Source organism: Actinobacillus pleuropneumoniae (genome assembly GCF_003290385.1).
Classification (GTDB): Bacteria; Pseudomonadota; Gammaproteobacteria; order Enterobacterales; family Pasteurellaceae; genus Actinobacillus; species Actinobacillus lignieresii.
In genome coordinates, this window is the sequence record NZ_CP030753.1 from 2,191,033 (window position 1) to 2,215,626 (window position 24,594).

At 41.6% G+C, this 24,594-nt stretch carries 22 protein-coding genes; 18 read left to right on the forward strand and 4 right to left on the reverse strand.

Annotated features, from left to right (window positions below):
* The first annotated feature begins 39 nt into the window (after positions 1–39).
* The 5 genes from xylG to DRF63_RS10465 all read left to right on the forward strand — a co-directional run bounded on the left by xylG (position 40) and on the right by DRF63_RS10465 (position 6,324).
* Complete coding sequence (gene xylG / locus DRF63_RS10445) at positions 40–1,554, forward strand: D-xylose ABC transporter ATP-binding protein (protein ID WP_005599642.1); 1,515 nt, start codon at positions 40–42, stop codon at positions 1,552–1,554.
* 3 nt (positions 1,555–1,557) lie between these two features.
* Positions 1,558–2,685, forward strand: coding sequence for a sugar ABC transporter permease (locus tag DRF63_RS10450; protein ID WP_005599644.1), 1,128 nt, complete (start codon positions 1,558–1,560; stop codon positions 2,683–2,685).
* Between the two features lie 123 nt (positions 2,686–2,808).
* Positions 2,809–3,990, forward strand: a complete 1,182-nt coding sequence (locus DRF63_RS10455) for a XylR family transcriptional regulator (RefSeq protein ID WP_005599646.1) — start codon at positions 2,809–2,811, stop codon at positions 3,988–3,990.
* A 4-nt stretch (positions 3,991–3,994) separates the two neighbouring features.
* Positions 3,995–6,022 carry a M13 family metallopeptidase gene (locus DRF63_RS10460; protein ID WP_005599648.1) on the forward strand — a complete coding sequence of 676 codons (2,028 nt, stop codon included), beginning with the start codon at positions 3,995–3,997 and terminating at the stop codon, positions 6,020–6,022.
* Positions 6,023–6,096: 74 nt separating this feature from the next.
* Positions 6,097–6,324, forward strand: a complete 228-nt coding sequence (locus DRF63_RS10465) for a zinc ribbon domain-containing protein (protein WP_005599649.1) — start codon at positions 6,097–6,099, stop codon at positions 6,322–6,324.
* A gap of 68 nt (positions 6,325–6,392) precedes the next feature.
* Here DRF63_RS10465 and panF read toward each other — a convergent pair whose 3' ends face one another.
* Genes panF through metJ form a run of 3 tightly spaced genes read right to left on the reverse strand, consistent with a single transcriptional unit; the run spans position 6,393 to position 8,418 of the window.
* Positions 6,393–7,817, reverse strand: coding sequence for a sodium/pantothenate symporter (gene panF, locus DRF63_RS10470; protein WP_005599651.1), 1,425 nt, complete (start codon positions 7,815–7,817; stop codon positions 6,393–6,395).
* Between the two features lie 7 nt (positions 7,818–7,824).
* The gene (locus DRF63_RS10475) at positions 7,825–8,049 is read right to left on the reverse strand and encodes a YhdT family protein (RefSeq protein ID WP_005599653.1); all 225 of its coding nucleotides are present in this window, start codon (positions 8,047–8,049) and stop codon (positions 7,825–7,827) included.
* Positions 8,050–8,100: 51 nt separating this feature from the next.
* Positions 8,101–8,418 carry a met regulon transcriptional regulator MetJ gene (gene metJ / locus DRF63_RS10480; protein WP_005599655.1) on the reverse strand — a complete coding sequence of 106 codons (318 nt, stop codon included), beginning with the start codon at positions 8,416–8,418 and terminating at the stop codon, positions 8,101–8,103.
* 168 nt (positions 8,419–8,586) lie between these two features.
* On the opposite strand from metJ, the gene DRF63_RS10485 reads away from it, so the two are divergent.
* The 7 genes from DRF63_RS10485 to DRF63_RS10515 all read left to right on the forward strand — a co-directional run bounded on the left by DRF63_RS10485 (position 8,587) and on the right by DRF63_RS10515 (position 18,866).
* A complete protein-coding gene (locus DRF63_RS10485) occupies positions 8,587–9,336 on the forward strand; it encodes an MlaA family lipoprotein (protein ID WP_005599657.1) in 750 nt (249 codons plus the stop codon).
* Positions 9,337–9,410: 74 nt separating this feature from the next.
* On the forward strand, positions 9,411–10,220 hold the full coding sequence (locus DRF63_RS10490) for a D-hexose-6-phosphate mutarotase (protein ID WP_005599659.1): 810 nt from the start codon (positions 9,411–9,413) through the stop codon (positions 10,218–10,220).
* A 124-nt stretch (positions 10,221–10,344) separates the two neighbouring features.
* Positions 10,345–12,312, forward strand: coding sequence for a site-specific recombinase (locus DRF63_RS10495; protein WP_012478608.1), 1,968 nt, complete (start codon positions 10,345–10,347; stop codon positions 12,310–12,312).
* 744 nt (positions 12,313–13,056) lie between these two features.
* Positions 13,057–15,549 carry a poly-beta-1,6 N-acetyl-D-glucosamine export porin PgaA gene (pgaA, locus tag DRF63_RS10500; protein WP_192876860.1) on the forward strand — a complete coding sequence of 831 codons (2,493 nt, stop codon included), beginning with the start codon at positions 13,057–13,059 and terminating at the stop codon, positions 15,547–15,549.
* 14 nt (positions 15,550–15,563) lie between these two features.
* Positions 15,564–17,336 carry a poly-beta-1,6-N-acetyl-D-glucosamine N-deacetylase PgaB gene (gene pgaB / locus DRF63_RS10505; RefSeq protein ID WP_005599664.1) on the forward strand — a complete coding sequence of 591 codons (1,773 nt, stop codon included), beginning with the start codon at positions 15,564–15,566 and terminating at the stop codon, positions 17,334–17,336.
* Positions 17,337–17,344: 8 nt separating this feature from the next.
* Complete coding sequence (gene pgaC / locus DRF63_RS10510) at positions 17,345–18,580, forward strand: poly-beta-1,6-N-acetyl-D-glucosamine synthase (RefSeq protein WP_005599666.1); 1,236 nt, start codon at positions 17,345–17,347, stop codon at positions 18,578–18,580.
* 1 nt (position 18,581) lies between these two features.
* On the forward strand, positions 18,582–18,866 hold the full coding sequence (locus DRF63_RS10515) for a hypothetical protein (RefSeq protein ID WP_005599669.1): 285 nt from the start codon (positions 18,582–18,584) through the stop codon (positions 18,864–18,866).
* A 103-nt stretch (positions 18,867–18,969) separates the two neighbouring features.
* Here DRF63_RS10515 and tpiA read toward each other — a convergent pair whose 3' ends face one another.
* On the reverse strand, positions 18,970–19,740 hold the full coding sequence (gene tpiA, locus DRF63_RS10520) for a triose-phosphate isomerase (RefSeq protein WP_005599672.1): 771 nt from the start codon (positions 19,738–19,740) through the stop codon (positions 18,970–18,972).
* Positions 19,741–20,014: 274 nt separating this feature from the next.
* Between tpiA and truD the strand changes: the two genes are divergently transcribed.
* The 6 genes from truD (at position 20,015) to nlpD (ending at position 24,518) form a co-directional block, all read left to right on the forward strand.
* Positions 20,015–21,028 carry a tRNA pseudouridine(13) synthase TruD gene (truD, locus tag DRF63_RS10525; RefSeq protein WP_005618591.1) on the forward strand — a complete coding sequence of 338 codons (1,014 nt, stop codon included), beginning with the start codon at positions 20,015–20,017 and terminating at the stop codon, positions 21,026–21,028.
* Positions 21,028–21,792: a 5'/3'-nucleotidase SurE gene (surE, locus tag DRF63_RS10530; RefSeq protein WP_005599676.1), complete on the forward strand. Its 765-nt coding sequence runs from the start codon at positions 21,028–21,030 to the stop codon at positions 21,790–21,792. The genes truD and surE overlap by 1 nt, the downstream gene beginning before the upstream one ends.
* The gene (locus tag DRF63_RS10535) at positions 21,792–22,376 is read left to right on the forward strand and encodes a YqaA family protein (RefSeq protein WP_005599677.1); all 585 of its coding nucleotides are present in this window, start codon (positions 21,792–21,794) and stop codon (positions 22,374–22,376) included. The genes surE and DRF63_RS10535 overlap by 1 nt, the downstream gene beginning before the upstream one ends.
* 5 nt (positions 22,377–22,381) lie before the next feature.
* Positions 22,382–22,963 (forward strand): LysM peptidoglycan-binding domain-containing protein, encoded by a 582-nt coding sequence (locus DRF63_RS10540; RefSeq protein ID WP_005599678.1) that lies wholly within the window; start codon positions 22,382–22,384, stop codon positions 22,961–22,963.
* 85 nt (positions 22,964–23,048) lie between these two features.
* Entirely contained in the window at positions 23,049–23,246 is a 198-nt protein-coding gene (locus DRF63_RS10545) for a hypothetical protein (RefSeq protein WP_005599679.1), read from the forward strand.
* Between the two features lie 33 nt (positions 23,247–23,279).
* On the forward strand, positions 23,280–24,518 hold the full coding sequence (nlpD, locus tag DRF63_RS10550; RefSeq protein ID WP_005599681.1) for a murein hydrolase activator NlpD: 1,239 nt from the start codon (positions 23,280–23,282) through the stop codon (positions 24,516–24,518).
* Positions 24,519–24,594: the final 76 nt, after the last annotated feature.

Here is a 24,594-nt window from a genome sequence, read left to right on the forward strand (position 1 = left end):
TTTATCACGACCGCACTTTATCTAACGGAGGTTTTCATTATGGCTCAATTGTTAGAAATGAAAAATATTACTAAGAAATTCGGCGATGTTACGGCATTAAATAACATTTCGATTTCTTTGGAAACCGGTGAAATATTGTCCTTATGCGGTGAGAACGGTTCGGGAAAATCCACTTTGATGAAAGTCTTGTGCGGTATTTATCCTCACGGCGATTATTCCGGTGAGATCTACTTTGCCGGTGAAAAACTCACGGCGAAAAATATTAAAGAAACGGAAGAAAAAGGTATTTCGATTATTCACCAAGAATTAACCTTAGTGAAAAATATGTCGGTGCTCGAGAATATGTTTCTCGGTAATGAGATGACAAACTCAGGTATTACGAACGACAACGAAATGTACCTGCGTTGTAAAACCATTCTGCAACAAGTGCAGTTAGATATTGATCCGAATACTAAAGTAGGTGAACTCGGCTTAGGACAACAACAATTAGTTGAAATCGCAAAAGCGTTAAATAAACAAGTTCGTTTACTAATTTTAGATGAACCGAGTGCTTCTTTAACCGAAAAAGAAACGGCGATTCTTTTAAACTTAGTGAAAGATCTCAAAGCGCATAACATCGCTTGTGTTTATATTTCGCATAAATTAAATGAAGTAAAAAAAATTTCAGACAAAATCTGCGTCATTCGAGACGGCGAACATATCGGGACTCGTTCCGCTCAAGGAATGAGTGAGGATGACATTATCACCATGATGGTAGGGCGTGAAATCACCTCGCTTTATCCGCATGAACCTCATGATATCGGTGAAGAAATTCTTCGAGTGGAAAATATTTCCGCTTGGCATCCGGTCAATACGCATATTAAAAGAGTAAATAACGCCGGTTTTAAATTACACAAAGGCGAAATCCTCGGCGTAGCCGGTTTGGTCGGTTCCGGACGTACTGAAATGGCGCAATGTATCTTCGGTTCGTATCAAGGAAAATATGAAGGAAATATTTTTATTGAGAATCGGCAGGTACGTATTAAAAACTGTGCGCAAGCAATTGAAAATAATATTGTGATGGTGCCGGAAGACCGTAAAAAACACGGCATTATTCCGATTATGGGTGTTGGGAAAAACATCACGTTATCTTCGCTTCCTCAATTCTGTTTCGGCAAAAACGTAATTAACGAAGCACTTGAAGAAACCGTCATTAATCAATCAATTCAAAAATTAAAAGTAAAAACCTCTTCACCCGAATTAGCCATCGGTCGATTAAGCGGCGGTAACCAACAGAAAGCGATTCTTGCAAAATGCTTATTATTGAAGCCTAGAATTTTGATTTTGGACGAACCTACTCGTGGTATCGACGTAGGGGCTAAATACGAAATTTATAAACTGATCAATCAGTTAGCGCAAGAAGGAATGGCGGTCATCGTGATTTCTTCCGAATTGCCCGAAGTATTAGGCATTAGCGATAGAGTTCTGGTTATGCACCAAGGACAAATTAAAGCAGACTTAATTAACGATAATTTGACGCAAGAGCAAGTTATGGAAGCCGCACTCAAGGAGTAACCTATGTTGAAGCTAAAATCTGTCAATTTACAAGTTTATATTATGCTCATTGCTATTGTTGTGATTATGAGCTTTTTCTCGGTAGCAACCGACGGTGCCTATTTAAGCGCACGTAATATTTCAAACTTATTACGCCAAACCTCCATTACTGGGATTTTAGCGATCGGGATGGTATTTGTGATTATCTCGGCGGAAATTGACCTATCCGTCGGTTCATTAATGGGGTTATTAGGCGGATTCGCCGCTATCGCCGACGTTTGGTGGGGCTGGCCTTTACCGCTTACTATTGTGGTAACACTTGTGCTAGGTACATTATTAGGTGCTTGGAACGGTTGGTGGGTCTCTTATCGTAAAGTACCGTCCTTTATCGTCACCTTAGCGGGGATGTTAGCCTTCCGCGGTATTTTAATCGGCTTAACCAACGGTACGACCGTTTCACCGATTAGTAATGATATGACCGCTATCGGTCAAGGCTATATTCCGGATGTTACCGGTATGATTCTCGGTTTAGTGGCGGTATTCTGTTTCGTTACTTGGGGGACTTATCAACGTAAAGCGCGTAAAAACTTAAACTTGAATGTGCCTGATGCGACGAAAGACATTATGAAATACGGCTTATTTGCTATCTGTGTCTTAGGTGCGATTTACTTATTGAACGATTATCGAGGTATTCCGTTCCCGGTACTTGTGTTAGCGATTTTAACCGTATTCGGGATGTTTATCGCACGTAAAACCGCATTCGGTCGTCATATTTATGCAATCGGCGGTAACATTGATGCGGCACGACTTTCAGGGATTAACGTTGAGAAAGTAAAACTAACCATCTTCGCAATGAACGGCTTTATGGTAGCGATTGCAGGGTTGATTCTTAGTGCGCGTTTAGGTGCAGGTGCGCCGTCGGCAGGTCAAAATGCCGAACTCGATGCGATTGCCGCTTGTGTCATCGGCGGGGTAAGTTTAGCCGGCGGTATCGGTAGCGTATACGGTGTTATCATTGGGGCATTTATTATCGCTTTACTTGATAACGGTATGAGTATGCTTGATGTACCGACATTCTGGCAATATATCGTAAAAGGTGCGATTCTGTTATTAGCCGTTTGGGTTGATACGATGAGTAAGAAAAAAATGTAATCGTTACCTCTGCGATTGATTCCTTAAAAAGCATCCAATGTTTTCGTAAATATTGGGTGCTTTTTTCATAACTACGCAAAATGTGGTATGTTAGCGCGACTGTCTAACTACGTAATGATATTTATGGAAAAAAAATCTTTTCGTATCGCATTATGTTTTAATGCGAATAAAGTTTACGACCGCCAAGTCATTGAAGGCATCGGACAATATATTCAAGCCTCTCAATGTACTTGGAATATTTTTATGCAAGATGATTTCACTTATCATAAAAAAGATCTGGAAGGTCTGTTAATTGACGGCATTATTGCCGATTTTGACGATCCCGAAACCGCGGCATTGCTAAGTGATATGAATATTCCGGTGATTGCGGTCGGCGGTTCCTATCAAAATCCGGATTATTATCCGCACATTCCGTATGTTGCCACCGATAATTACGCTTTAGTGGAAACGGCGTTGTTACATCTCAAACAAAAAGGCATTAATCGGTTTGCGTTTTACGGTATCCCGAGCGATGAACAGAAACATTGGTCGGTGGAACGTAAAAATGCGTTCATCGATTTGATGGAAAAGTACGAACATCAAACCAATATCTATTTAGGGCATCAAGTGAATGCGCAGAATTGGTTGGAAGCGCAATCCGAATTAAGCGAATGGCTAGCTTCATTACCGGCGCAAACCGGCATTATTGCGGTAACCGATGCCAGAGCCAGACATTTACTACAAGCCTGTGAATATCTGAATATTGCCGTGCCGGAACAAATTTCCGTGATTGGTATTGATAACGAAGAGCTGATTCAACATTTATCGCGCGTTTCGCTTTCGTCGGTGATGCAAGGTACAAAGCAAATCGGTTACCAAGCGGCAAAAATGTTGCATCATTTATTCGAAGGCAAAAAATTGAGTCATTCTCCCGTCTTGATTCCGCCGTTACGGGTAGAGCAACGCCGTTCTACCGATTTCCAAGCGTTCCAAGATCCGTTTGTGATTCAAGCGATGCACTATATTCATCATAATGCCTGTAAAGGAATTAAAACCGAACAAGTTCTCGATCATTTAAGGATTTCGCGTTCCAATTTAGAACAACGTTTTAAGCACGAATTGAATAAGACGATTCATCAGGTAATTCATGAGGAAAAACTGAATCGTGCAAAATATATGCTACAATTTACCGATATTTCGATCCAAGAAATTTCGGAAATTTGCGGTTACCCTTCTTTACCCTATTTCTATTCGGTATTTAAAAAAGAATATGCGGATACCCCGAAAGCATTTAGACAATCCCATCACAAAATTTTAGTTGAGTAAGGTTATGGCAAAAAAATTTTTATTGAGTCTGGCAACCCTTTCGCTCGGGTTAGCCGGCTGTAGTACTACCGGTTATCAATCTACTTTAACGGAAGGTGTCGATAACATCGTTGCGCCGCAACAAGATTTTTATCGTTTTGTAAACGGAAAATGGCTTGCAAAAGCACAAATTCCGGCGGACAGAACTTCTTGGGGAACGTTAGCGGAATTAAACGAATTGAATGAACAACGTTCGATTAAATTCTTACAAGCGGTCATTTCCGAGCCGAAATTTGCAAATGATGCGAAAGCTCAACGTTTAAAAGCGGTATATGAAACCTATACGGACTTAAATGCACGTGAGCAAGCGGGACTTACCCCGATTGCCAAAGATATTGAGAAAATCAAACGGCTCAATACCTTTGCCGATTTAAAACGCTATTTGATTGAAGAAACCAAAGCCGGTAACGAAGTGTTATTCGGTTGGTCGGTGTTTGCGCACTTAAAAAATTCCCGTCAAAACGGTGTCTATTTAAGCAATGTGGATTTAGGTTTAAGCAACGATTATTTCCAAAAAGATACGCCGGAAAACCGTGCCACCTTAAAATTGTATCAAGATTATATCGAACAGATTTTAGGTTATGCCAAAGTCACCAACCCGGCAGCAAAAGCCAAAGCAATTGTCGCTTACGAAAAAGCGATTGCGAAAACATTATTTACCAATGAAGAAGATCGTGACATCCAAAAACGTTACAACCCGACCAATCTGACACAACTGAAAAAATTAAGTAAAAACATTGACTTAGCTCAGTATTTGAAAGCGGTTGGCGTGGAAACCGATGAGGTAATTTTATATGAGCCTCGTTATTTCCAAGCGTTGGATCAGCTTATCAATCCGCAAAACTTAGCGGTAATTAAAGACTACTTATTATTCCGTACCTTATCGGATAACGCCCCTTACTTAAACAAAGAAATGGATGATGTTCGTTTTGAGTTTTACGGCAAAAAATTAGTAGGTCAGAAACAACAACGTCCGTTAGAAAAACGTGCGTTAGCCACGATAAATAGCTGGCTCGGACAAGAATTCGCACAATTTTATGTAGCGAAATTCTTCCCGCAATCGGCAAAAAACGATGTACTGGAAATGGCGAAGTATTTAGTTAAAGCCTATCATCATCGTATTGATAACTTAGCCTGGATGTCGGCGGAAACCAAACAAAAAGCGAAAGCCAAATTAGATAAGTTTATTGTCGAAGTCGGTTATCCGAACAAATGGCGAGATTACAGCAACTTAACCCTTAAAACCGTGGCGCAAGGCGGTACGCTCTACGCCAATATGCAACAAATTGCCAAATGGGGCTACGATTATAACCTAGCTAAAGTCGGCAAACCGGTCGATTTAAATGAATGGGGAATGTTGCCGCAAGTGGTCAATGCTTCCTACAGCCCGTTAATGAACCGGATTGTGTTCCCAGCCGGCATTTTACAAGCACCACTTTATAGCCAACAGGCAGATCCGGCGGTCAATTTCGGGGCAATCGGGGCGATTATCGGCCACGAAATCACCCACGGTTTTGACGATAGCGGTTCAAAATTTGATGGAGAAGGTAATCTAAAAGATTGGTGGACGGCGGACGACCGCAAAAAATTTGAAGCCTTAGCAGATAAATTGGTCGCTCAATTCGATCAGTTTGAAGTCGCACCAAAAGTCTTTGTAAACGGGCGTTTCACTTTGGGTGAAAACATTGCCGATTTAGGCGGTTTAAGTATCGCTTATGATGCGCTGAAACTGTACGAGCAAGATCACGGTATCAGCCCGACGATTGAAAATTTCACCAGCGATCAACGTTTCTTTATGAGCTGGACACGTTCGTGGCGCCATAAAGCGACCGTCCAAGCGCTTACTCACCAAGTGAAAAGCGATCCGCACGCACCGGGGCAATTCCGTGCTTATGCGCCGGTACTGAATATCAGCGGCTTCCATCGTGCGTTCGGCACCAAAGCCGGCGATAAAATGTATCGCAATGAGGCGGAACGTATTCGCATTTGGTAATCGCAAGCGGTCGAGTTTTGACAAAATTTTGCAAAAAATCCGCCAAATTCGACCGCTTGTTTTAAGGAACTGTTATGGCATTACAACGTTGCCCAGAGTGTCGGCACAAAATTAGCGAGAGTGTTATCGCTTGTCCGCATTGCGGTTTTTCATTTAAAGAAGCGGACTTAGCCGTTTATCGTGAGAAATTGGAACAACGCCGCTTACATAATCAGGCATTGAATCGTCAGAATGTCAAAGTACAACTTTTCTGGCTGGGTGTATTTACATTAGTCATTGTAGTAGCTTCTTTGCTTAACTAAAAAGAAAGGCATAGGTTGGGAACCTATGCCTTTTTACGATTCGGTTGGTTAAAAACCGCTGTTACCGATTACGATTTTTTACCGAAACGATTGCCGATTAAGAAAGCGATTAAACCGATCACTAACGACGGTACAATCGCATGGAAGCTCAAAATACTGATTTTAAAGCTAGTGAAAATCACATAACTTGTTAAACCTGCCAACATCGAGCTAATCGCACCGGCTGCATTCGCATTTTTCCAGTAAAGCCCTAATACGATGACCCATAAGAATGTCGCTTCTAAGCCGCCGAGCGAAAGTAAGTTAAGCCAAATTAACATATCCGGCGGATTTAACGCCGCAAACACTAATAACACCGCAAAAGTAAGCGTGGTCATGGTTGAGAAGCGTTTTAACTTAGCTTCGTTATTGACTGCTTCCGGCTTCACTGCTAAATATAAATCTTTGATTAGGGTGGAAGACGATTGAATTAATAACGAGTCAATCGACGACATAATCGCCGCCATCGGTGCCGCCAAGAATATACCGGCAACCAGTGGCGGTAGTACCTGAATCATTAGGGTCGGGATGACCTGATCCGGAATTTTTAAATCGGGAATGACCGCACGTCCAAGCACACCGGCAAGGTGCATACCGAACATCAGCAACGATACCACTAACGTACCGATAACGAGCGCTTTATGTAAAGAAGCGCTGTCTTTATACGCCATACTGCGTACCGCAAGTTGCGGTAAACCGATTAAACCGAAGCAGACCAATACCCAGAACGAGGTCATAAAGGTAAAATCCAGCGGACGTTCGTCAATGCCGTACGGCTCGATTAATTGCGGATTAATGCTTTCCAACGTATTTACCGCATTCTCTACACCGCCGGCGGCATAAATTACGCCGCCCAACAATAACGATGTACCGACTAACATCACTAACCCTTGAATCGTATCGGTTAGCACTACCGCACGGAAACCGCCGATAAAAGTATAAATTCCGACAGTTATCGCAAAAATAATTACTGCAGTTTGATACGGTACGCCTAAGGTGGTTTCCAGTAAGCGACCGGCACCGATAAACTGTACCGTCATCATCGCAAAGAATGAAAGCAACAAGGCAAAGCCGGAAATCCACACCACGAATTTATTTTGATAACGAGCCAATAATAAATCGTTGATAGTTACCGCATTATATTGGCGGGCGAGTAAGGCGAATTTTTTACCCAACGCTCCTAACGCCAGCAATACCGCCGGTACTTGAATCATTGCGAGTAATACCCAGCCTAATCCGTATTTATAAGCCGCACCCGGGCCGCCGATAAACGAACTCGCCCCGACATAAGTCGCGGCGGTGGTCATCGCCAACACAAAACCGGACATTGAGCGACTGCCTACGTAATATTCGGATAAAAAGCTACCGCCTTGGCGTTTACGATAAGCATAAAAAGCGACACCGAACACAAAGCATAAATAAGCGATTAACGGCAATAACATCTCTTTATTCATTGCTATGTTACTTATTTAAATCAATGTCTTGATAAACTTTTTTGACCGTCCAATACACGACGGCGGTAAAACCGAGCGGTAGAGCGATGCAAGCAAGTTCAAACCAAATCGGAAAGCCGAAAATGCCTCGTCCTGCCGGTGAGAAATAGGCGAAAGCTATCCAACCGAATAAATAAACTAAAGCAAGCCAGAGCGCCCAGCGAGCTTCTTTCGCGAGTTGTCGATAATTCATAAGACTCCTTTTCCATTGTAAGAAAGCCTCAAAAATGAGGCTCGTTAATTATCAATATTGCCAGTTATCAGGGTCGATACCCAATTCGCGCATTTTCGCTTTAGCCTCTTCCGGAATCTCATCGCTGCGTTCTTTCATCAGATCGTCATCCGTCGGCAACGGCTGTCCAGTAAAGGCATGCAAAAAGGCTTCGCATAGTAATTCGCTATTGGTTGCATGACGCAAGTTTTTGATCTGACGTCGAGTACGTTCGTTGGTTAAAATTTCTAATACTTTAATCGGGATCGATACCGTGATCTTTTTCACTTGTTCACTTTTTTTGCCGTGTTCGGCATACGGGCTAATGTATTCCCCACTCCAATCTGCCATAGTTAAAATCCTGCTTTATATAAAAATTGCAGGTATTGTAATCAAAACAACATTCTCCCGCAATCTGGACGTCTAGATTTCTATCTTCAATTTTACTTAGCTTTTCTTTGTGTTTTAGTACGACTTGGTTAAAATGTAACAATGATTTCTTTAACAAGGCAAAATAGCATGAAATTAAAACAATTAAGTTTAGTAGCCGGCGTGCTGCTATTAACCGCTTGTTCGTCGTCAATCGATCCGGCTTCCGGTGAGCGTAAAGATCCGCTGGAAGGCTTTAACCGAGCGATGTGGAAGGTCAATTACGATTATATTGATACCTATGCTCTCAAACCGGTTGCAAAAGGTTGGCGTGATTATGTGCCGAGTCCGATTAAAACCGGTTTAACCAATGTGGCGAATAACCTTGATGAACCGGCAAGTTTTGTCAATCGTCTGTTAGAGGGCGAGGGTAAAAAGGCAATGATCCATTTTAACCGTTTCTGGATTAACTCGATTTTCGGTCTAGGCGGTTTAATTGACTGGGCAAGCCAAACGAAAGATTTAAAATTAGATAACGGTAATCGTGAATTCGGTCATACGCTGGGCAGTTATAGCGTGCCGACCGGCGCTTATATTATGGTGCCGGGTTACGGCGCGACCACACCTCGACAAGCGATCGGAAAAGCGGCGGATTCCGCCTATCCCGTTCTATCAATGCTAACTATGCCGTGGACGGTGGCGAAATTTGCGATACAAGGTGTGGACAGTCGGGCGAAATTACTCGATCAAGACCCGTTATTACAGCAATCTGCTGATCCGTATGTGACTTTCCGCGAGGCGTATTTCCAAAACCTCGAATTTAAAGTGAGCGACGGTAAAGCGGCGGAAGAAAGCGGTCAAGAACAGCTTTCCGAAGAAGAATTAAAAGATATTGATTAATATCAGGCGGTCAAATTTGCAAAAAAGGTTGTAAATTTGACCGCTTGCTTTTGGATAGGGTAAAGGAGCAGAATATGAAAACCGAATTTATTCGTCAAATCAGCCAAGGTATCAGCCTCGAGAAATGTCATGAGTTATATGTGATTCGTGTTGCACATAAGTTAGGAACAGCAGTAGTGGCTTTACAAGGCGCACAATTATTAAGTTGGCAACCGGCTACGGCGAAACAAGACGTATTATGGCTTTCGGAGATTGAGCCGTTCCAAAAAGGCAATGCGATTCGCGGCGGTGTGCCGATTTGTTATCCGTGGTTCGGTTCGGTAAAAAGTCCGTCACACGGCACGGCTCGCATTCGTGAATGGTCGCTCAGTCATTATGAAACGGATGCGGAATATGCTTACTTAGAATTTTCGCTCTATGACGAACAAAATATTATCGAAGCGAAAATTGAAATGGCGTTTAGCCAAGAATGTCATTTGATTTTCACTCACTATGCCGAACAAGAAGCGCAGGCGGCATTGCATAGCTATTTCAATGTATCGAATATTGAGCAAACCGAAGTGAAAGGCTTACCGCACGAATGCTTTGATTCATTAACCAAACAATTTGTACAAGTGCCTTCGCCGCGTAAAATTAACGAAAATGTCGATTGTATTTATAGTGCGGAGCAGGCTATTAATCGCATTGAAGATATGGCGAATCAACGCACGATTCAAATTGAACACATTGATGCGAGCGACGTCGTGTTATGGAATCCGTGGCATAAAGCGACAAGTGCGATGAGCGAAACCGGTTATCAAACGATGGTATGCGTCGAAACCGCTCGTATCAATCGAAAATTACAGCAAGGCGATAGTTTTGAAGTGATCTTTAAATTAGTTTAGTATTGATAGATTGTAATTTAATTGACGGTAAGGGAAACCTTACCGTTTTGTTTTGAACTTTTTTCCGTAAAACCAGCTCGGAATGATTAAAATTAATGAAAAATAGGAATAAATAGAATCAAATATGCCAAAAATAAACTTGAATGAAACGACCCTTTTACCCTTTGTCAGCCGGCAAATCGAACAAAACGACGCTTTTACTCTGTTAAACGGATTATGTCAGTGGCTTAGAGCCGACAAGCCGGAACAAGCGGTCGAAAAATTAGAATTTTTTACCGATTTACTTAAACAACAACCGGAACTCGCTCAAGCGGCTGCTACGCTAATTTGCCGCTGGCTTTGTCAGCTACGTTTATATCCGATTCTCGTCAGTAGCGGCATTTTAGGTCGCCAAGGTTTCGGGCGAGAAATGCGTAATCGCTTATATGAGAAACTCAACCCGTCTTTTAAAGATGTGAATGATTTACGCGATGTGTTTATTCTCTTGTTTTGCGATCGGCATGATGTGGAATGGATTAATGCCATTTCGACTAAGATCTGGTTAAATTTTCTCAATACGTTAGATCACAGTGTAAGCGAGCAGGATAGAGCTTGGCTGTATGAGCATATTCGTCACGAAGGGTTATTTGCGATCAAAATGCTTTCGATTTGGATTGCGGCGGAGGATTTGGAACCGGAGTTAATTCGTTTGGATCGAACGCTGTTAGATGCCGATTCACCGTTTGTTGCATTGCAAAAAGAAGTGTTTTTATGGTTAGCGGCTCGTCGTCAAAATCAATATTATGACGATAGCCACTTACAGGTGATGTTTAACCAATCACGCGAATTGGTGGATCGCTTACAGAAAAAAGGATCGATAGCCGGTTCGTCACTTGGGGTGGCACATTTGCTTGAACGTTTAAGTCAAACCTTAGATCGTTTGGCGATGTTGATGGAATTATTTTCTACCAACCGAGTCGCTCGTTTACGCGTGTTGCAAATTACTAAAATGTTGGCGGAAGCGGCGGCAAAACAGCACAGTATTTCCGACTTATGGAAACAAAGTGTCAAAATGCTTTCTCGCAGTATTACCCAACACACCAGTGATCACGGCGAGCACTATATTACTCGAGATAAAAAAGAATATTTCAGTATGTTTTATTCCGCTGCCGGCGGTGGCGTGCTGATTGCGCTGATGGCGCTCTTTAAAGTGTATCTGGGTGGAATGATTGACGATAAAGTCTGGAAAGGTATTGCGGAAGGTTTGAACTACGGCATCGGTTTTACCGTTATCTTTATGTTGCATTTTACAGTAGCAACCAAACAGCCGGCGATGACTGCCGCACGTTTTGCCGAAGCGGTCGAGAGAAACCCTCAGGGAAGTGCGGTGAATATGAAACTGGCGCAATTGTTGGTGGACGTATTGCGTTCACAAAGCATTGCGGTGCTGGGGAATGTGATTGTGTCGATGAGTGTAGCGGCATTAATTGCTTACGGCTATGCCGAACACACCGGAAAAGCGTTATTAGACAGTGAAATGGTGCAATATCAGCTAAGCTCGATTGACCCGACCAAAGGAACCTTATGGTTTGCGGCTATTGCCGGTTTGTGGTTGTTCTGCTCGGGGATTATTTCCGGCTACTTTGACAACCGCAGCAACTATTTAAATACCCGTATGCGGTTAAGACAGCACCCGTGGTTAAAGGCGATTTTTCCGTTATCCGTACGAGAGAAATTTGCCGATTACGTGCATGATAATATCGGTTCGATTATCGGTAACTTAGGCTTCGGTATGTTGCTTGGCATTACTGGCGTGATCGGTTATTGGTTAGGGCTGCCGTTAGATATTCGCCACGTTGCTTTTTCTTCGGCGAATGTCGGTTATGCGGTGGTGAGCGAATCGTTAGGCTGGCAAGTGTTATTGCAAAGCATCTGCTTTGTGTTGATGATCGGTGCGGTCAATTTGATAGTCAGCTTCTCTCTAACGCTGTGGATTGCGCTGCGTTCACGCAATACCGAAATTGATAGCTGGCGGGAAATTTTAAAATGCTTATGGGAAATAATACGTAAACGCCCGTTAAGTTTATTTTTGCCGGTTCAGTTAAATAAATAGTAAAACGATACAAGCGGTCTAATTTGCAAAGATTTTTACAAATTAGACCGCTTTTTTTATCTCTTTTTAATATGTTTAAAACTTTAGTCATAAATTTTAGTTTATGTCAAGTAAAACTTATGATTGAGAAATAAATAATTTTTCGTATTTGTGTTAAATAAACCGTCCTATTATAACTTTTCTATAATTATCATTTGAGTATAGTCTAATTTAAATCAGGGTTAATTAAGACGTCCGACTTGCTTTATTTAAAATTTTTGGAACTTTTAAATAGTAATTCATTCAAAGGATGTGATGAATAGGGATTTTTATATCTGAATAAAGATGTGTAAATTTATATTTGTCAAGTATGAAGGCTATTATAACTACGTTATATGTTAATGTGGCGGTATGTTGTTTGACTATATTTATAGTGTAATTCGATTATATAACAGTATGGATTTGTTATAGGTTTTAGCTTTTTTACTTAGGTAAAAGATACGATGCTAAAGATCGATTATATCTTCCCTTCTTTAATGCTATCAGCAATTCATAATACTAAGACAATATTTATTGAAATTAAGTTCAATACAAAATGGCGGAACCTCGATAATTTCTATTGTTAGTTCTGATGCTTAGTTTTTTGCTTATGGCTCAAGGTGAATATAAAAAGGATGTCTAACAGCCTCTCCATGCTCTTTATCCGTTAATTTAAGCTGTTACGTTTGTATGCTTCCGTAATGTATATAAGAGAAAGTAGTCTTTATGCGATTAAGAATGCTTATGAGAATAAGCGGAATAATCAATACTATTATAAATTTAACTAAATTATGGATGTATTTTATGGAGATAAAATTTAATTCTTTAGCGCTTTGTCTATTATCTACAACGTTCCTCAATACTGCTTTGGCCAATGCATCGCCGATAGATATAAAGCGGGAAGAAATTGTGATTTTTTCTCGTCAAGGAGACAGCCAATTAACACAAGCGATTTCTCAACTATCTGATTTATATAAAAAAACAGGTGATAGAAAAGTTAGAGACGATTTAATCGCATTAATGATGCGAAAAGGCGAATTTAAGCATGCGATTAATGTTTGTGCAGATTGTAATATTAATCATTTTTCCGAAAGTGAATTGGAAAATTTAGCCAAGGCGTATCGTAATAGTAAAGACTTCCCTAAAGCACTTCAGTTATATAGAAAATTAAGTCAAAAATATCCTAATAATCCGAACGGTTTATTAGGAAGCAGCTTGGTTGAAGTTGAACTAAGTAAATATGCGGATGCGAAAAAACATCTTACGCAATATAAAAGTAAATTCGGCGCAGATAATAGTTATCGAGAGGCATCTAATTATTTACTGGATCATACCGAGCCGAATCTTTCAAAATTAGGTCGTTGGCATCAACAATTACAAGCCGAACCTAACCCTGAACTTGCCTTAAAACTTTATCGTCTGGCAACGAAATTAAATGTACTTCCCATTCAATCCGAATTAGTTAAACGTTATCCGAATTTATTTTCTCAAAAAGATTTAAATTGGTTGGAACATGGTCAAGTAATATCTTCAATTAAAGGAGACGATAATTTAAAAATGTCCGGGTTAAAGTCCGGATATATGCGTCTGACAAATATCATCGATTCGCTGGAACAAGATAATCCTTTATATCGCCAAGCGGTTCAAGATCGCATGATATTAGCGAATAAAATGAATAATAAGGCGCTCGTAATAAAAGATTACGAGATTCTGAAATCCTTGAATCAGGAAATGCCGAATTATGTGCAAGAGGCTTATGCCGATATGCTGTTAAAAGACGGTTCGCCGTTTAAAGCATTAGAAATTTATCAAAAATTAGCCGAATCGGAACAGGCGAATAATAAGCATATAAGTACGGCCTTATTATTTAAATTAATCAATGCGTCAAGCGATGCGGGTTATTTTGAACAGGCTCAAATATATCAAGATCAAATTAAAGAGAGTAAACAAATTTGGGATTTTACCAGAAGAACTCGCCTATTAAATCCTAATTATGAGCAAGCATTCTATAGCCAAGTCAATTTACATAATTGGAGAGGCAATAAATCAAAAGCGGTTGCCGTGTTAGAAGATCGTTTAACTAATTTGACTCCGGGTGATCCTTGGGCAATGTTGGCATTAAGCGATTTGGAATCGTCCAGAAATAACCATGACCGAGCAAACGTTTTAGTGGATAAAGCAAGCCAGTTCTTAGGTAAGGATCAAGCGCTCTATAAACATCAAAGTGCGAATATCGCCTTAAATCAAGGAAATTTCGCTAAGGCTTATCAAATTATCGAAAGTTATACGGCGGAAGAAAAAGAATCGGCGGAAGCGGTCTTGAAGCGATACGATGAAGCCAGAAGAGGCGGTTTTACCGCATCATTCGGTATTTCTCATCAAACGGCGCCTAGTAATAAGCAGAGTAATGAATTTAGTCAGGAATATTATTTAAATTCGGCAAAAACTACCGAAGGGCATTACGCTTATGTGCATTATTCGGAGGATAAAGTACCGACCGAAGGGGAAGTGCTTAAGCAACGTAGAATCGGTGCCGGTAGTTATCTGAATTTCTTTCCGTTTAACCTTACGCTTGAAGCGGGTAAGGGGATTAAATTAAATGAAAAAGGATATGTTTCGGTAAATTCCGGTTACGTATTGAACGAAAACTGGAAGTTTGAACTGTCCGGTAATATTAACGGCAGCTCGACCCCGATTAAAGCGATAAATCAAAAAGTTTATACCAAAGATATCGGATTCGGCACCACTTATACCTATCGAGATCTTGTGCAAGTGGGAACCGGTGTGAATGCAATGAAGTTTGATGACGATAATATGCGTAAGTCATTCTATTTATGGGCGTCTTCACAAACGTTCCAACACGATCGCTGGGCGTTGAACAACGGTATTCGTTTTGATTATCAGCGTAATAAAAACATTGCGTCCGCTTGGTATTACAACCCGGATAAAAGTCGAAATATCGAATTCAGTACGGATTTAAGTTATCGCCAACCGATGAATTACGGGCTGGTTTTAACCCACCATTTAAAGGGTTTGGTCGGGAAATATAAGCAACAAAATCATAAAGCCGAACATTCATGGGCGGTTAGTTACGGACATGACTGGCGTATTACCAAAAAAATCAATTTATCTTATGAAATCGGTCGTAAGAAAAATATTTATGACGGTGCGGCCGAATTTAATAACTACGGTAACGTGAATTTTTCGTATTCTTTTTAATTTAGGTAATAACAATGATATTTAAAAAATTTAGTCGAATAATTATCGCTTGTTTGTCTTTTTTATCAATAAACGTATTGGCGAATAATACTTATAGCGTATTGGCTTACCATTCCGTTGTCGATGAAAGTGCGCCCAAAGATAAAAGATTATATGTCTCGCAGACGATTTCTTCCGATCAATTAATCGCGCATTTTAATTGGTTTAAAAGTCAAGGATATAACATTGTAAGCTGGCAACAAATTGTTGATGCTGAAAAGGGGAAAACCAAACTTCCGAATAAAGCGGTATTACTGTCTTTCGATGACGGTTATGAAACGATGTATAGCGTTATTTATCCGCTATTAAAGGCTTATAACTATCCGGCGGTCTTTGCGCCCGTTTCAAGTTGGATTAGCACGCCGATGGGACAAAAAATCCAATACGGTAATGAAAAACTGGATCGCGAGAAATTCTTTGCGACTTGGCAACAAATCGATGAAATGCAAAACAGCGGTTTAGTTGAAATTGCCTCGCACACTCATGATTTACACCACGGTATAAAAGCAAATCCCGGCGGTAGCCAGCTGGCGGCGATGATTGCGCCGGAATACAAAAACGGTAAATACGAAACGGAAGAACAATATAAATCCCGTATTCTGAATGATATGAAAATATCTTCCGGACTTATTAAGAAACACACGGGCAAAGCGCCGCAAATTATGGTTTGGCCTTATGGCGCTTTTACCGAAACAACAATTAAATTGGCAAAAGAAGCCGGAATGCCGTATCACTTTACTTTGAAAGAAAAGGTGAATCGTGTCGGCGATGCGCATGTAGGACGTTTTCTCGTTGATGCGGAATCTAATTTCTCCGTAATGGCACGTTATTTGAATCGAGTGGCGGATACGGATAACGAATCCTTTGTACAGAGAAAATTACATATTAATTTAGACTTCGTATATAGTCCGGATCCGATTAAGTTTAAGGCGAATTACGATGCCTTGATTAGTAATGTCGCTAAATACGGCGTAACGGCGGTGTACTTAAAAGCGTATTCGGATAGCAATAAAGACGGCATCATTGATGCGGTCTATTTCCCTAATAAATATCTTCCGGTAAGAGCGGATATTTTTAGTCAGGTGGCTTGGCAATTACGTACGCGTGCCGGGGTGAAAGTTTATACGTGGATGCCGGCTTCGCTCGAGAGCTTACCTGAGAATTTACGTCAAGTGAATGTGATGCAATCGCTTTACCGAGATTTATCGCTTTATTCAAAAACGGACGGATTATTCTTTGACAGCAAAATCGGCAAACATAAATGGATCGATAATTCGAAAGAAACGATGGCGCTGACGAAATTGTGGACGGAAGCGGCGGAACCTTACTTCTTCTTTAATCGATATACGCAAAGAATTTCCAGAAATATTCACCCGTTAGATACGAATTTTACTCAAAATTTAGTCGAGTTTAGTAAGAATTACGACAGTATTTTAATTGAGGTGCGCCCTTATTCGTTAGGCGGTGTGACGACTAAGCAGAAAGCTAAAAATTGGTTACTCGATATCGTTCAGCGAGTGAAAGATTCTAATGTTGAGAAGAAACAGATTTTATTCGATTTCTCGGTAGTGAATCCCAAAACATCGGAAAATCTATCGTCGGAAGAGTTGATCAGCTGGATTAAATTATTAGAAAAACATCAAATAATAAGTTTCGGTTATTACCCGAATAGATATTTATTTGATGAAAAAATGCTGCAAAAAATGAAACCTTATGTTTCAAGTAATAGAGATATCACAAGGAAGTAGGCGGATATATGATTCTAGAAATATTCAGTTTATTTGTATTTGCTTATCCGGCGGTAATGGCATTTTATTGGGCTTTTGCAGGGCTTACATATTTTTTATTTAAAGAAAAGTTAAAAGTACCGCCGAATTTTGATCAAATGAAGCATGAAGAAGTACCGTTAGTCAGCTTAATGGTGCCTTGCTATAACGAATCGGATAACTTAGACGAAGCGATTCCGCATTTGCTCAATCTAAAATATCCGAATTACGAACTGATTTTTATTAATGACGGCAGTAAAGATCATACCGGAGAGATTATCGATAAGTGGGCGAAAAGAGATAAGCGCATCGTTGCGTTACACCAAGCGAACTCCGGTAAAGCCAGCGCGTTAAATAACGGTCTGCGAATCGCAAGAGGCAAGTATGTCGGTTGCATAGACGGTGATGCGGTATTGGATTACAAGGCGTTGGATTATATGGTGCAGGCGTTGGAATCTAATCCTCGATACGGTGCGGTGACCGGTAATCCGCGAGTACGTAATCGAAGCACGATTTTAGGACGCTTACAAGTGTCCGAATTCAGCTCGATTATCGGTTTAATTAAACGTGCGCAATGTTTAATGGGAACCATCTTTACCGTGTCGGGCGTGTGTTGTTTATTCAGAAAAGACATAATGTTCGAGATCGGCGGTTGGAGTACGAACATGATTACGGAAGATATTGACGTCAGTTGGAAAATCCAAACGTCGGGTTATGACATCTTCTACGAACCGAGAGCGCTATGCTGGGTATTGATGCCGGAAACCATAAACGGTCTGTTTAAACAACGTCTTCGTTGGGCGCAAGGCGGTGCGGAAACCATGATGAAATATTTTCCGCAAATTTGGCGTTTAAAAAATCGCCGTTTGTGGCCGATGTTTATCGAATATATTGTGACCGCAATTTGGGCATCGTTACTTTTAGTTTCAATTTTACTGAGTATATATAACCTGATCTTTGATAACCAAATCGGTTTGTTGGATTGGGCCGAGTTAAAACCGAGCATTGCGATACTGTTTATCGCTTTTTTCACTCAATTAAGTATCAGTCTTTATATCGATAATCGCTATGAAAAAGGCGTAGTGAAATATGCATTTTCTTGTATTTGGTATCCTTGGCTGTATTGGAGCCTAAATACGATTACTTTACTGTGCGGTATCCCGAAAGCGATTTTCCGAAATAAAACCAAATTAGCGGTATGGACCAGTCCTGATAGAGGAGTTTAATATGTCGGTGCAACAATTACAGAAATTAATGATTATTAACAAAACTAAACAACTCGGTTGGTGGATTCGTTTAAAAAGCTTGTTTATCACTTTGCTGACTTGGGGCATTTGGTTAGTGATGGCATTTATGATTTGGCAATATCGAAACAGCCTTTTAGATTCACCGGTCATTGATATTTATTATATCGGAGAGGTTATTCTGTTTATCTTTGCCGTGGTGTTTACTTTGATCTTTTTGACGGTGTGTTGGTCGTATCTGGCTAAAAGTCGCCATAAAAAACCTTAAGACGACATACGAACCGATCAAATAGAAAAGCGGTTGAATTTGCAAAAAATCTTGTAAATTCAACCGCTTGTTTATTATTAGTGATGACAGATTATATCACAAATTACGCTTTCGCTTTTTCCGCCGCTTTGACGATAACCGCAAATGCAGGCGCTTTTAATGACGCACCGCCGACTAACGCACCGTCGATATCCGGCTGAGTGAATAATTCCGCCGCATTCGCATCGTTTACCGAACCGCCGTATTGGATAATCACTTGATCCGCAACCGCTTGTGATTTCGCTGCAATGTGACCGCGGATGAATGCGTGAACCGCTTGCGCTTGCGCAGGAGTTGCGGATTTACCGGTACCGATAGCCCAAATCGGTTCGTAGGCGATTACCGCACCGTTAAACGCTTCAACGCCTAACGCATCGATTACCGCATCAATTTGTTTTGCGCATACCGCTTCGGTTTGACCCGCTTCGTTTTCCGCTTCGGTTTCACCGATACATAATACCGGTACTAAACCCGCCGCTTTTAACGCAGCGAATTTTTTCGCAATGAACGTATCGCATTCTTTGTGATAAGTACGACGCTCGGAGTGACCGATAATAATATATTTTGCACCGAAGTCTTTTAACATTTCGGTTGAAATATCACCGGTAAATGCACCTTGTACGTTTACGTCTACGTTTTGTGCGCCTAATGCGATGACTGATTGACCCGCTAATGCCGCTTCCGCTTCCGCTAAGTACATTACCGGCGGCGCGATTGCAACGTCACAGCCTTTAACATCCGCTAATTCCGCTTTTAAGCCGGCGATTAACTCTTTTGTAAATGCTTTGCTACCGTTTAATTTCCAGTTACCCATTACAAGTGGACGACGTGCCATGTGATTTCTCCTATTGAGTTTGAATATAAAAATAAGTAATACGAACTATACCAAATTTTATGAAAATTTTTGATTCTTTTCGCAAAGAATTGCGACCTATATCAATTAACAATCAGAATAACGAAAAATCATCACGCTTTAACGTAACTAAATTCAGTGAAAATAAAAGATGTCGCTTTTAAAGTGAGCGATAACTGTTAAAATAGCAAGATAGGATTCAATAGGCAGGAAAGTACTTTAGTGTACTTTTTTTATGCCTGAACAAGGACATTCAATGCAATTAAATTATCTCTTAGGGCAACCGCAACAAGCGGGCAGATTAAAGGCGGAATTTGCCGATTTCATCGTGCGTGAAGAATTGGGTTATCCGCTTAGCGGCGAAGGCGAATTTGTGGCGGTAAAAATCCGTAAAACCAATGCGAACACATTGTTTGTCGGCGAACGACTAGCAAAATTTGCCGGTATCTCCGAACGAAATATGAGCTACGCCGGTCTTAAAGATCGTCATGCGGTAACCGAACAGTGGTTTTGTTTACACTTAGCCGGCAAAGAAACGCCTGATTTTACGCAATTTGAATGCGAGGGCGTAGAGGTGTTGGAAGTTACTCGCCATAATCGTAAGATCCGAGTCGGAAGCCTTGCCGGAAATCATTTTGAATTGTTATTGCGCGATGTGAATGAATCGGAAGAACTGAACCAACGTTTAAACCGTTTACAAGCGGTCGGATTTCCGAATTATTTTACCGAGCAGCGTTTTGGCAGAGACGGCCACAATTTAACGCAATCATTGCGTTGGGCAAACGGCGAAATAGCGGTTAAAGATCGTAAAAAACGTAGTTTTTATTTATCGGCGGCACGTAGTGAAGTGTTTAACTTAGTGGTTTCGCAACGTATTGCCGATCATTTAACCCAAACCGTATTAGCCGGCGATTATGTGCAGTTAGCCGGTTCAAACAGTTTTTTTATGGTGGAAGAAAAGGAAGTTGCCGAAACGCAACAGCGTTTAGCATCGGGCGACGTGTTACTAACCGCCCCCTTAATCGGCGAAAAATCGTTAGAATTAACCGCTTGCGAGCAAGAAAAAGCGATAATTGCGCAACATTCGACGTTAGTCGAGTTGATGAAAAAAGAACGTATGGCAAACGCACGCCGTGCGATGTTGTGTAAACCGCAAGATTTTTCGTGGCGATTTGAAGCCGAGGGCTTACGACTTCGTTTCTTTTTAGATTCGGGAAGCTATGCTACCGCATTAGTGCGAGAATTAATTCAATTAACGGAACAAGAATAATGAATATCTTAATCAGTAATGATGACGGCTATCACGCACAGGGCATTCAAACACTTGCCGAAACGTTGCGCGATGCAGGACATTCGGTGACGGTAATTGCGCCGGATCGCAATCGCAGTGCCGCATCAAGTTGTTTAACTTTGATGGAACCGATTCGTGTACATCAACTTGACGAATTTAATTATGCGGTGATTGCCGGTACGCCGGCGGATTGCGTACACTTAGCCCTTAACGGCTTTTTTGAGCAATCATTCGATTTAGTTATTTCGGGGATTAACCACGGTGCCAATTTAGGTGATGATGTGGTTTATTCGGGAACGGTTGCCGCGGCTTTGGAAGGCCGTCATTTACCTTATCCAAGTTTAGCGATTTCGCTGGTGGGTAGAAAATCCGAAGGACATTTATTCGGTAATAACCATTTTGATACGGCGGCTAAAGTGGTCTTGGATTTATTGCCGAAAGTACAAAAAGGCATTGTACCTGCCCGTCAGATTTTAAATATTAATGTGCCGGATCTACCTTACGAACAAGTCAAAGGCGTGATGATTACCCGTTTAGGGCATCGTTCGCCGGCGGCGGAAATCGTTAAACGAGAAGATCCTCGCGGCGCAACGATTTATTGGCTGGGGGCGAACGGCGTGCCGGTAGATGCGAGTGAAGGTACCGATTTTTATGCGTTGGCACATAACTATGTCTCCGTTACGCCGATTCAGGCGGATATGACGGCGCACTATTCCATTCAAGCTCTTAAGGATACTTTTTAATGAAATTATTTGGTCCGATTTATGATAAAACGATGGAATGGTCTAAACACCGTTTTGCCGGTTTTTGGTTGAGTTTCGTGAGTTTTATCGAGGCGATTTTCTTTCCGATTCCACCGGACGTAATGTTGATTCCGATGTCGATGAGCAAACCGCAAAAGGCGATGCGTTATGCGATTTATACCGCGATTGCTTCGGTACTCGGCGGTATTATCGGCTATTTTATCGGTTTGTATGCGTTTGAATGGGTACAAGGATTAATTGCCGATTGGGGAATGCAAGCGAATTTCGATAAAGCGAAATCTTGGTTTGAAACTTGGGGTGTCGCAGTCGTTTTTTTAGCCGGCTTCTCGCCAATTCCTTATAAAGTGTTTACAATCTGTGCAGGCGTAATGCAGATGGCATTTTTCCCGTTCGTCATTACTGCGGCGATTTCTCGCTTTGCCCGTTTTGCGTTGGTAGCGAAACTGTCGGCGTGGGGCGGAGAAAAATATGCGGAAAAAATTCGTCGTTCTATCGAATTAATCGGTTGGGGAACGATTGTTGCGGCAGCCTTAGCTTATATCGCTTATCAATTATTTAAATAAAGGATATGACAATGAAGAAATCATTTATTTTATTCCCATTAGCAGTTTCAGTTTCTTTAGCCTTATCGGGCTGTTCGTCTTCTTCGTCTTCTTCGTCTGATGGGGCGGAAGTGGCGAATGTGAATTCAAACGGTATTTCATCGACAACCGCATTGCCGAGCTGGCAAGCGACGGATTCGATTCAATCGGTAGAAATGCCGGCGTCTATGGCATCGGCTCCGTCACGGACAATCGAGCAAAATACCGCTTATAATAATCAAACCGCTTATACGCAACCGGTTAATAGCGTACCGCAACAGCCTGTGGTTCAAACTCCGGTACAATCCGCACCGAGCTATACAAGCGAAAGCGGTGCCGGTAGCAATATGATTGGTAATTGCCGAGTGGTAAGAGATGCGTTAGGTGCACCGGTTTATGCGGAAATTACCAAAGGTTGTTATACCGATAGTAGTTATACGGTCGGAAAAAGCGATACAATGTATTTAATTTCGTATCTTACCGGTCAAACGCCGGCACAAATTGCGGCATTAAATAATCTCAGTGTAGAGAGTAAATTACACGTAGGTCAAATACTGCGTGTAAGATAACGGTAGGTTTATTTTGTTAGTATTAACGACAGTTGTGCTTTGCCGCTGTCGTTTTATTCGTTTTTAGATTTTAAAGGAAAGTAATATGAAAAAGGCATTTTTATTATTGCCGTTTATGGTAAGCCTGACCGCTTGCGGAGCAAGTGAGAACGCACCGAAAGACGATGCGGAATTGGCGCCGGGGATTATGCAACCCGTTTCCGGATCAGGCGCATCGACAGGAAGCTACGGTTGGTCGTCAGACGTTGAGTCCGCACCGATGCCGGCTTCAATGACTAAATAATCGTTTTAGCATACGAAAGGATAAATTGAACAGATGAAGAAATCATTTTTTTTATTGCCGTTAGCCGCGGTAATTTTGACCGCTTGTAGTTCCAATCAACCCGCTCCCGTCGTAAGTGCGGCGGATAGTACGGAATTAACGCCGGGCGTAATGCAGCCGGTAGCCGGCAGCGCGCCGACAACTTACGGCTGGCAATCCGATATTCAGCCGGCATCTATGCCGACTACAATGGGAGCGACATCGATTCCGACTCCGACCATTCCTCAACCGGTTATAAAAAATCCGGTCATTACCGAACAGCCGGCTCAGCCGCAAACGGCGACGAAAATCGTTAAAAAAACCAAAACGGTTGAGAAAAAAGTAAATCAGAATTTTGAGATCCCTCGCGATGCGAACAATGCGCCGGTGTATAGTCAAATTCAAAAAGGTTTCTACGACGGTTCGACTTATACGGTGCGTAAAGGCGATACGATGTTCTTGATCGCTTATATTATCGGTAAAGACGTAAAAGAAATTGCCGCATTGAATAATATGAGCGAGCCGTATCAATTAACCGTAGGACAGAAACTGAAAACTGGTAAATCCGCAACGGAAACGGTAACGGTAGAAGAAAAAGTTACCGTACCTGTCGAACCGCAAATAACTTATCAACAGGGAGCGAACGGTACGACTTACGCTTCGGACGGTAATATTACCGGACCGGTAAAAGCAAGCACCGGTTCGGCTTCCGTACCTGCAACCAACAATGGTATTCGCGCTTCGGTAGGTAATCCTGCAACGGCTTCATCTACTGCGACCACCGCAGTGGTTGCAAGTGCGGCGACAACACCGGCGGTACGAGCTACGACAGCAACCGCACCTAATTATTCTTCTTCAAATAACGTGAGTGCGCCGGCTTCTAACTTTAAATGGCAATGGCCGACGGCAGGTCGCGTAGTATCCGGTTTCTCTGCGGCGGAAGGCGGCAATAAAGGTATCGATATTGCCGGTAGCAAAGGACAAGACGTAAAAGCGGCGGCGGCAGGTAAAGTGGTCTATGCCGGTAATGCTTTAGAAGGCTACGGTAACTTGATTATCATTAAACACAATGATGACTTCCTCAGTGCTTATGCGCATAATGACAGTATCAAAGTCGATGAACAGGATACGGTAAATGCCGGCGATACGATTGCGCGTATGGGAAGTACCGGTACGAACAGTAACAAACTTCACTTTGAAATTCGTTACAAAGGTAAATCGGTTGATCCGACTCGCTATTTACCAAGAAAATAGTTGTAACGTTTAGTTAAAAGCTGACCGCTTGTGAGTATGATTTTTATCACAAGCGGTCTTTTTTCATCAGTTTTTG

What these genes read in the sequence shown, in the direction of transcription:
- DRF63_RS10540 (WP_005599678.1), top strand. Translation starts at nt 22,382, where the DNA reads ATGACAATGAAGAAATCATTTATTTTATTCCCATTAGCAGTTTCAGTT.
- DRF63_RS10485 (WP_005599657.1), top strand. Translation starts at nt 8,587, where the DNA reads ATGAAATTAAAACAATTAAGTTTAGTAGCCGGCGTGCTGCTATTAACC.
- xylG (WP_005599642.1), top strand. Translation starts at nt 40, where the DNA reads ATGGCTCAATTGTTAGAAATGAAAAATATTACTAAGAAATTCGGCGAT.
- DRF63_RS10460 (WP_005599648.1), top strand. Translation starts at nt 3,995, where the DNA reads ATGGCAAAAAAATTTTTATTGAGTCTGGCAACCCTTTCGCTCGGGTTA.
- DRF63_RS10490 (WP_005599659.1), top strand. Translation starts at nt 9,411, where the DNA reads ATGAAAACCGAATTTATTCGTCAAATCAGCCAAGGTATCAGCCTCGAG.
- nlpD (WP_005599681.1), top strand. Translation starts at nt 23,280, where the DNA reads ATGAAGAAATCATTTTTTTTATTGCCGTTAGCCGCGGTAATTTTGACC.
- tpiA (WP_005599672.1), bottom strand. Translation starts at nt 19,740, where the DNA reads ATGGCACGTCGTCCACTTGTAATGGGTAACTGGAAATTAAACGGTAGC.
- DRF63_RS10535 (WP_005599677.1), top strand. Translation starts at nt 21,792, where the DNA reads ATGAAATTATTTGGTCCGATTTATGATAAAACGATGGAATGGTCTAAA.
- DRF63_RS10515 (WP_005599669.1), top strand. Translation starts at nt 18,582, where the DNA reads ATGTCGGTGCAACAATTACAGAAATTAATGATTATTAACAAAACTAAA.
- panF (WP_005599651.1), bottom strand. Translation starts at nt 7,817, where the DNA reads ATGAATAAAGAGATGTTATTGCCGTTAATCGCTTATTTATGCTTTGTG.
- metJ (WP_005599655.1), bottom strand. Translation starts at nt 8,418, where the DNA reads ATGGCAGATTGGAGTGGGGAATACATTAGCCCGTATGCCGAACACGGC.
- DRF63_RS10455 (WP_005599646.1), top strand. Translation starts at nt 2,809, where the DNA reads ATGGAAAAAAAATCTTTTCGTATCGCATTATGTTTTAATGCGAATAAA.
- DRF63_RS10475 (WP_005599653.1), bottom strand. Translation starts at nt 8,049, where the DNA reads ATGAATTATCGACAACTCGCGAAAGAAGCTCGCTGGGCGCTCTGGCTT.
- DRF63_RS10450 (WP_005599644.1), top strand. Translation starts at nt 1,558, where the DNA reads ATGTTGAAGCTAAAATCTGTCAATTTACAAGTTTATATTATGCTCATT.
- DRF63_RS10495 (WP_012478608.1), top strand. Translation starts at nt 10,345, where the DNA reads ATGCCAAAAATAAACTTGAATGAAACGACCCTTTTACCCTTTGTCAGC.
- truD (WP_005618591.1), top strand. Translation starts at nt 20,015, where the DNA reads ATGCAATTAAATTATCTCTTAGGGCAACCGCAACAAGCGGGCAGATTA.
- pgaA (WP_192876860.1), top strand. Translation starts at nt 13,057, where the DNA reads ATGCGATTAAGAATGCTTATGAGAATAAGCGGAATAATCAATACTATT.
- DRF63_RS10465 (WP_005599649.1), top strand. Translation starts at nt 6,097, where the DNA reads ATGGCATTACAACGTTGCCCAGAGTGTCGGCACAAAATTAGCGAGAGT.
- pgaB (WP_005599664.1), top strand. Translation starts at nt 15,564, where the DNA reads ATGATATTTAAAAAATTTAGTCGAATAATTATCGCTTGTTTGTCTTTT.
- surE (WP_005599676.1), top strand. Translation starts at nt 21,028, where the DNA reads ATGAATATCTTAATCAGTAATGATGACGGCTATCACGCACAGGGCATT.
- pgaC (WP_005599666.1), top strand. Translation starts at nt 17,345, where the DNA reads ATGATTCTAGAAATATTCAGTTTATTTGTATTTGCTTATCCGGCGGTA.
- DRF63_RS10545 (WP_005599679.1), top strand. Translation starts at nt 23,049, where the DNA reads ATGAAAAAGGCATTTTTATTATTGCCGTTTATGGTAAGCCTGACCGCT.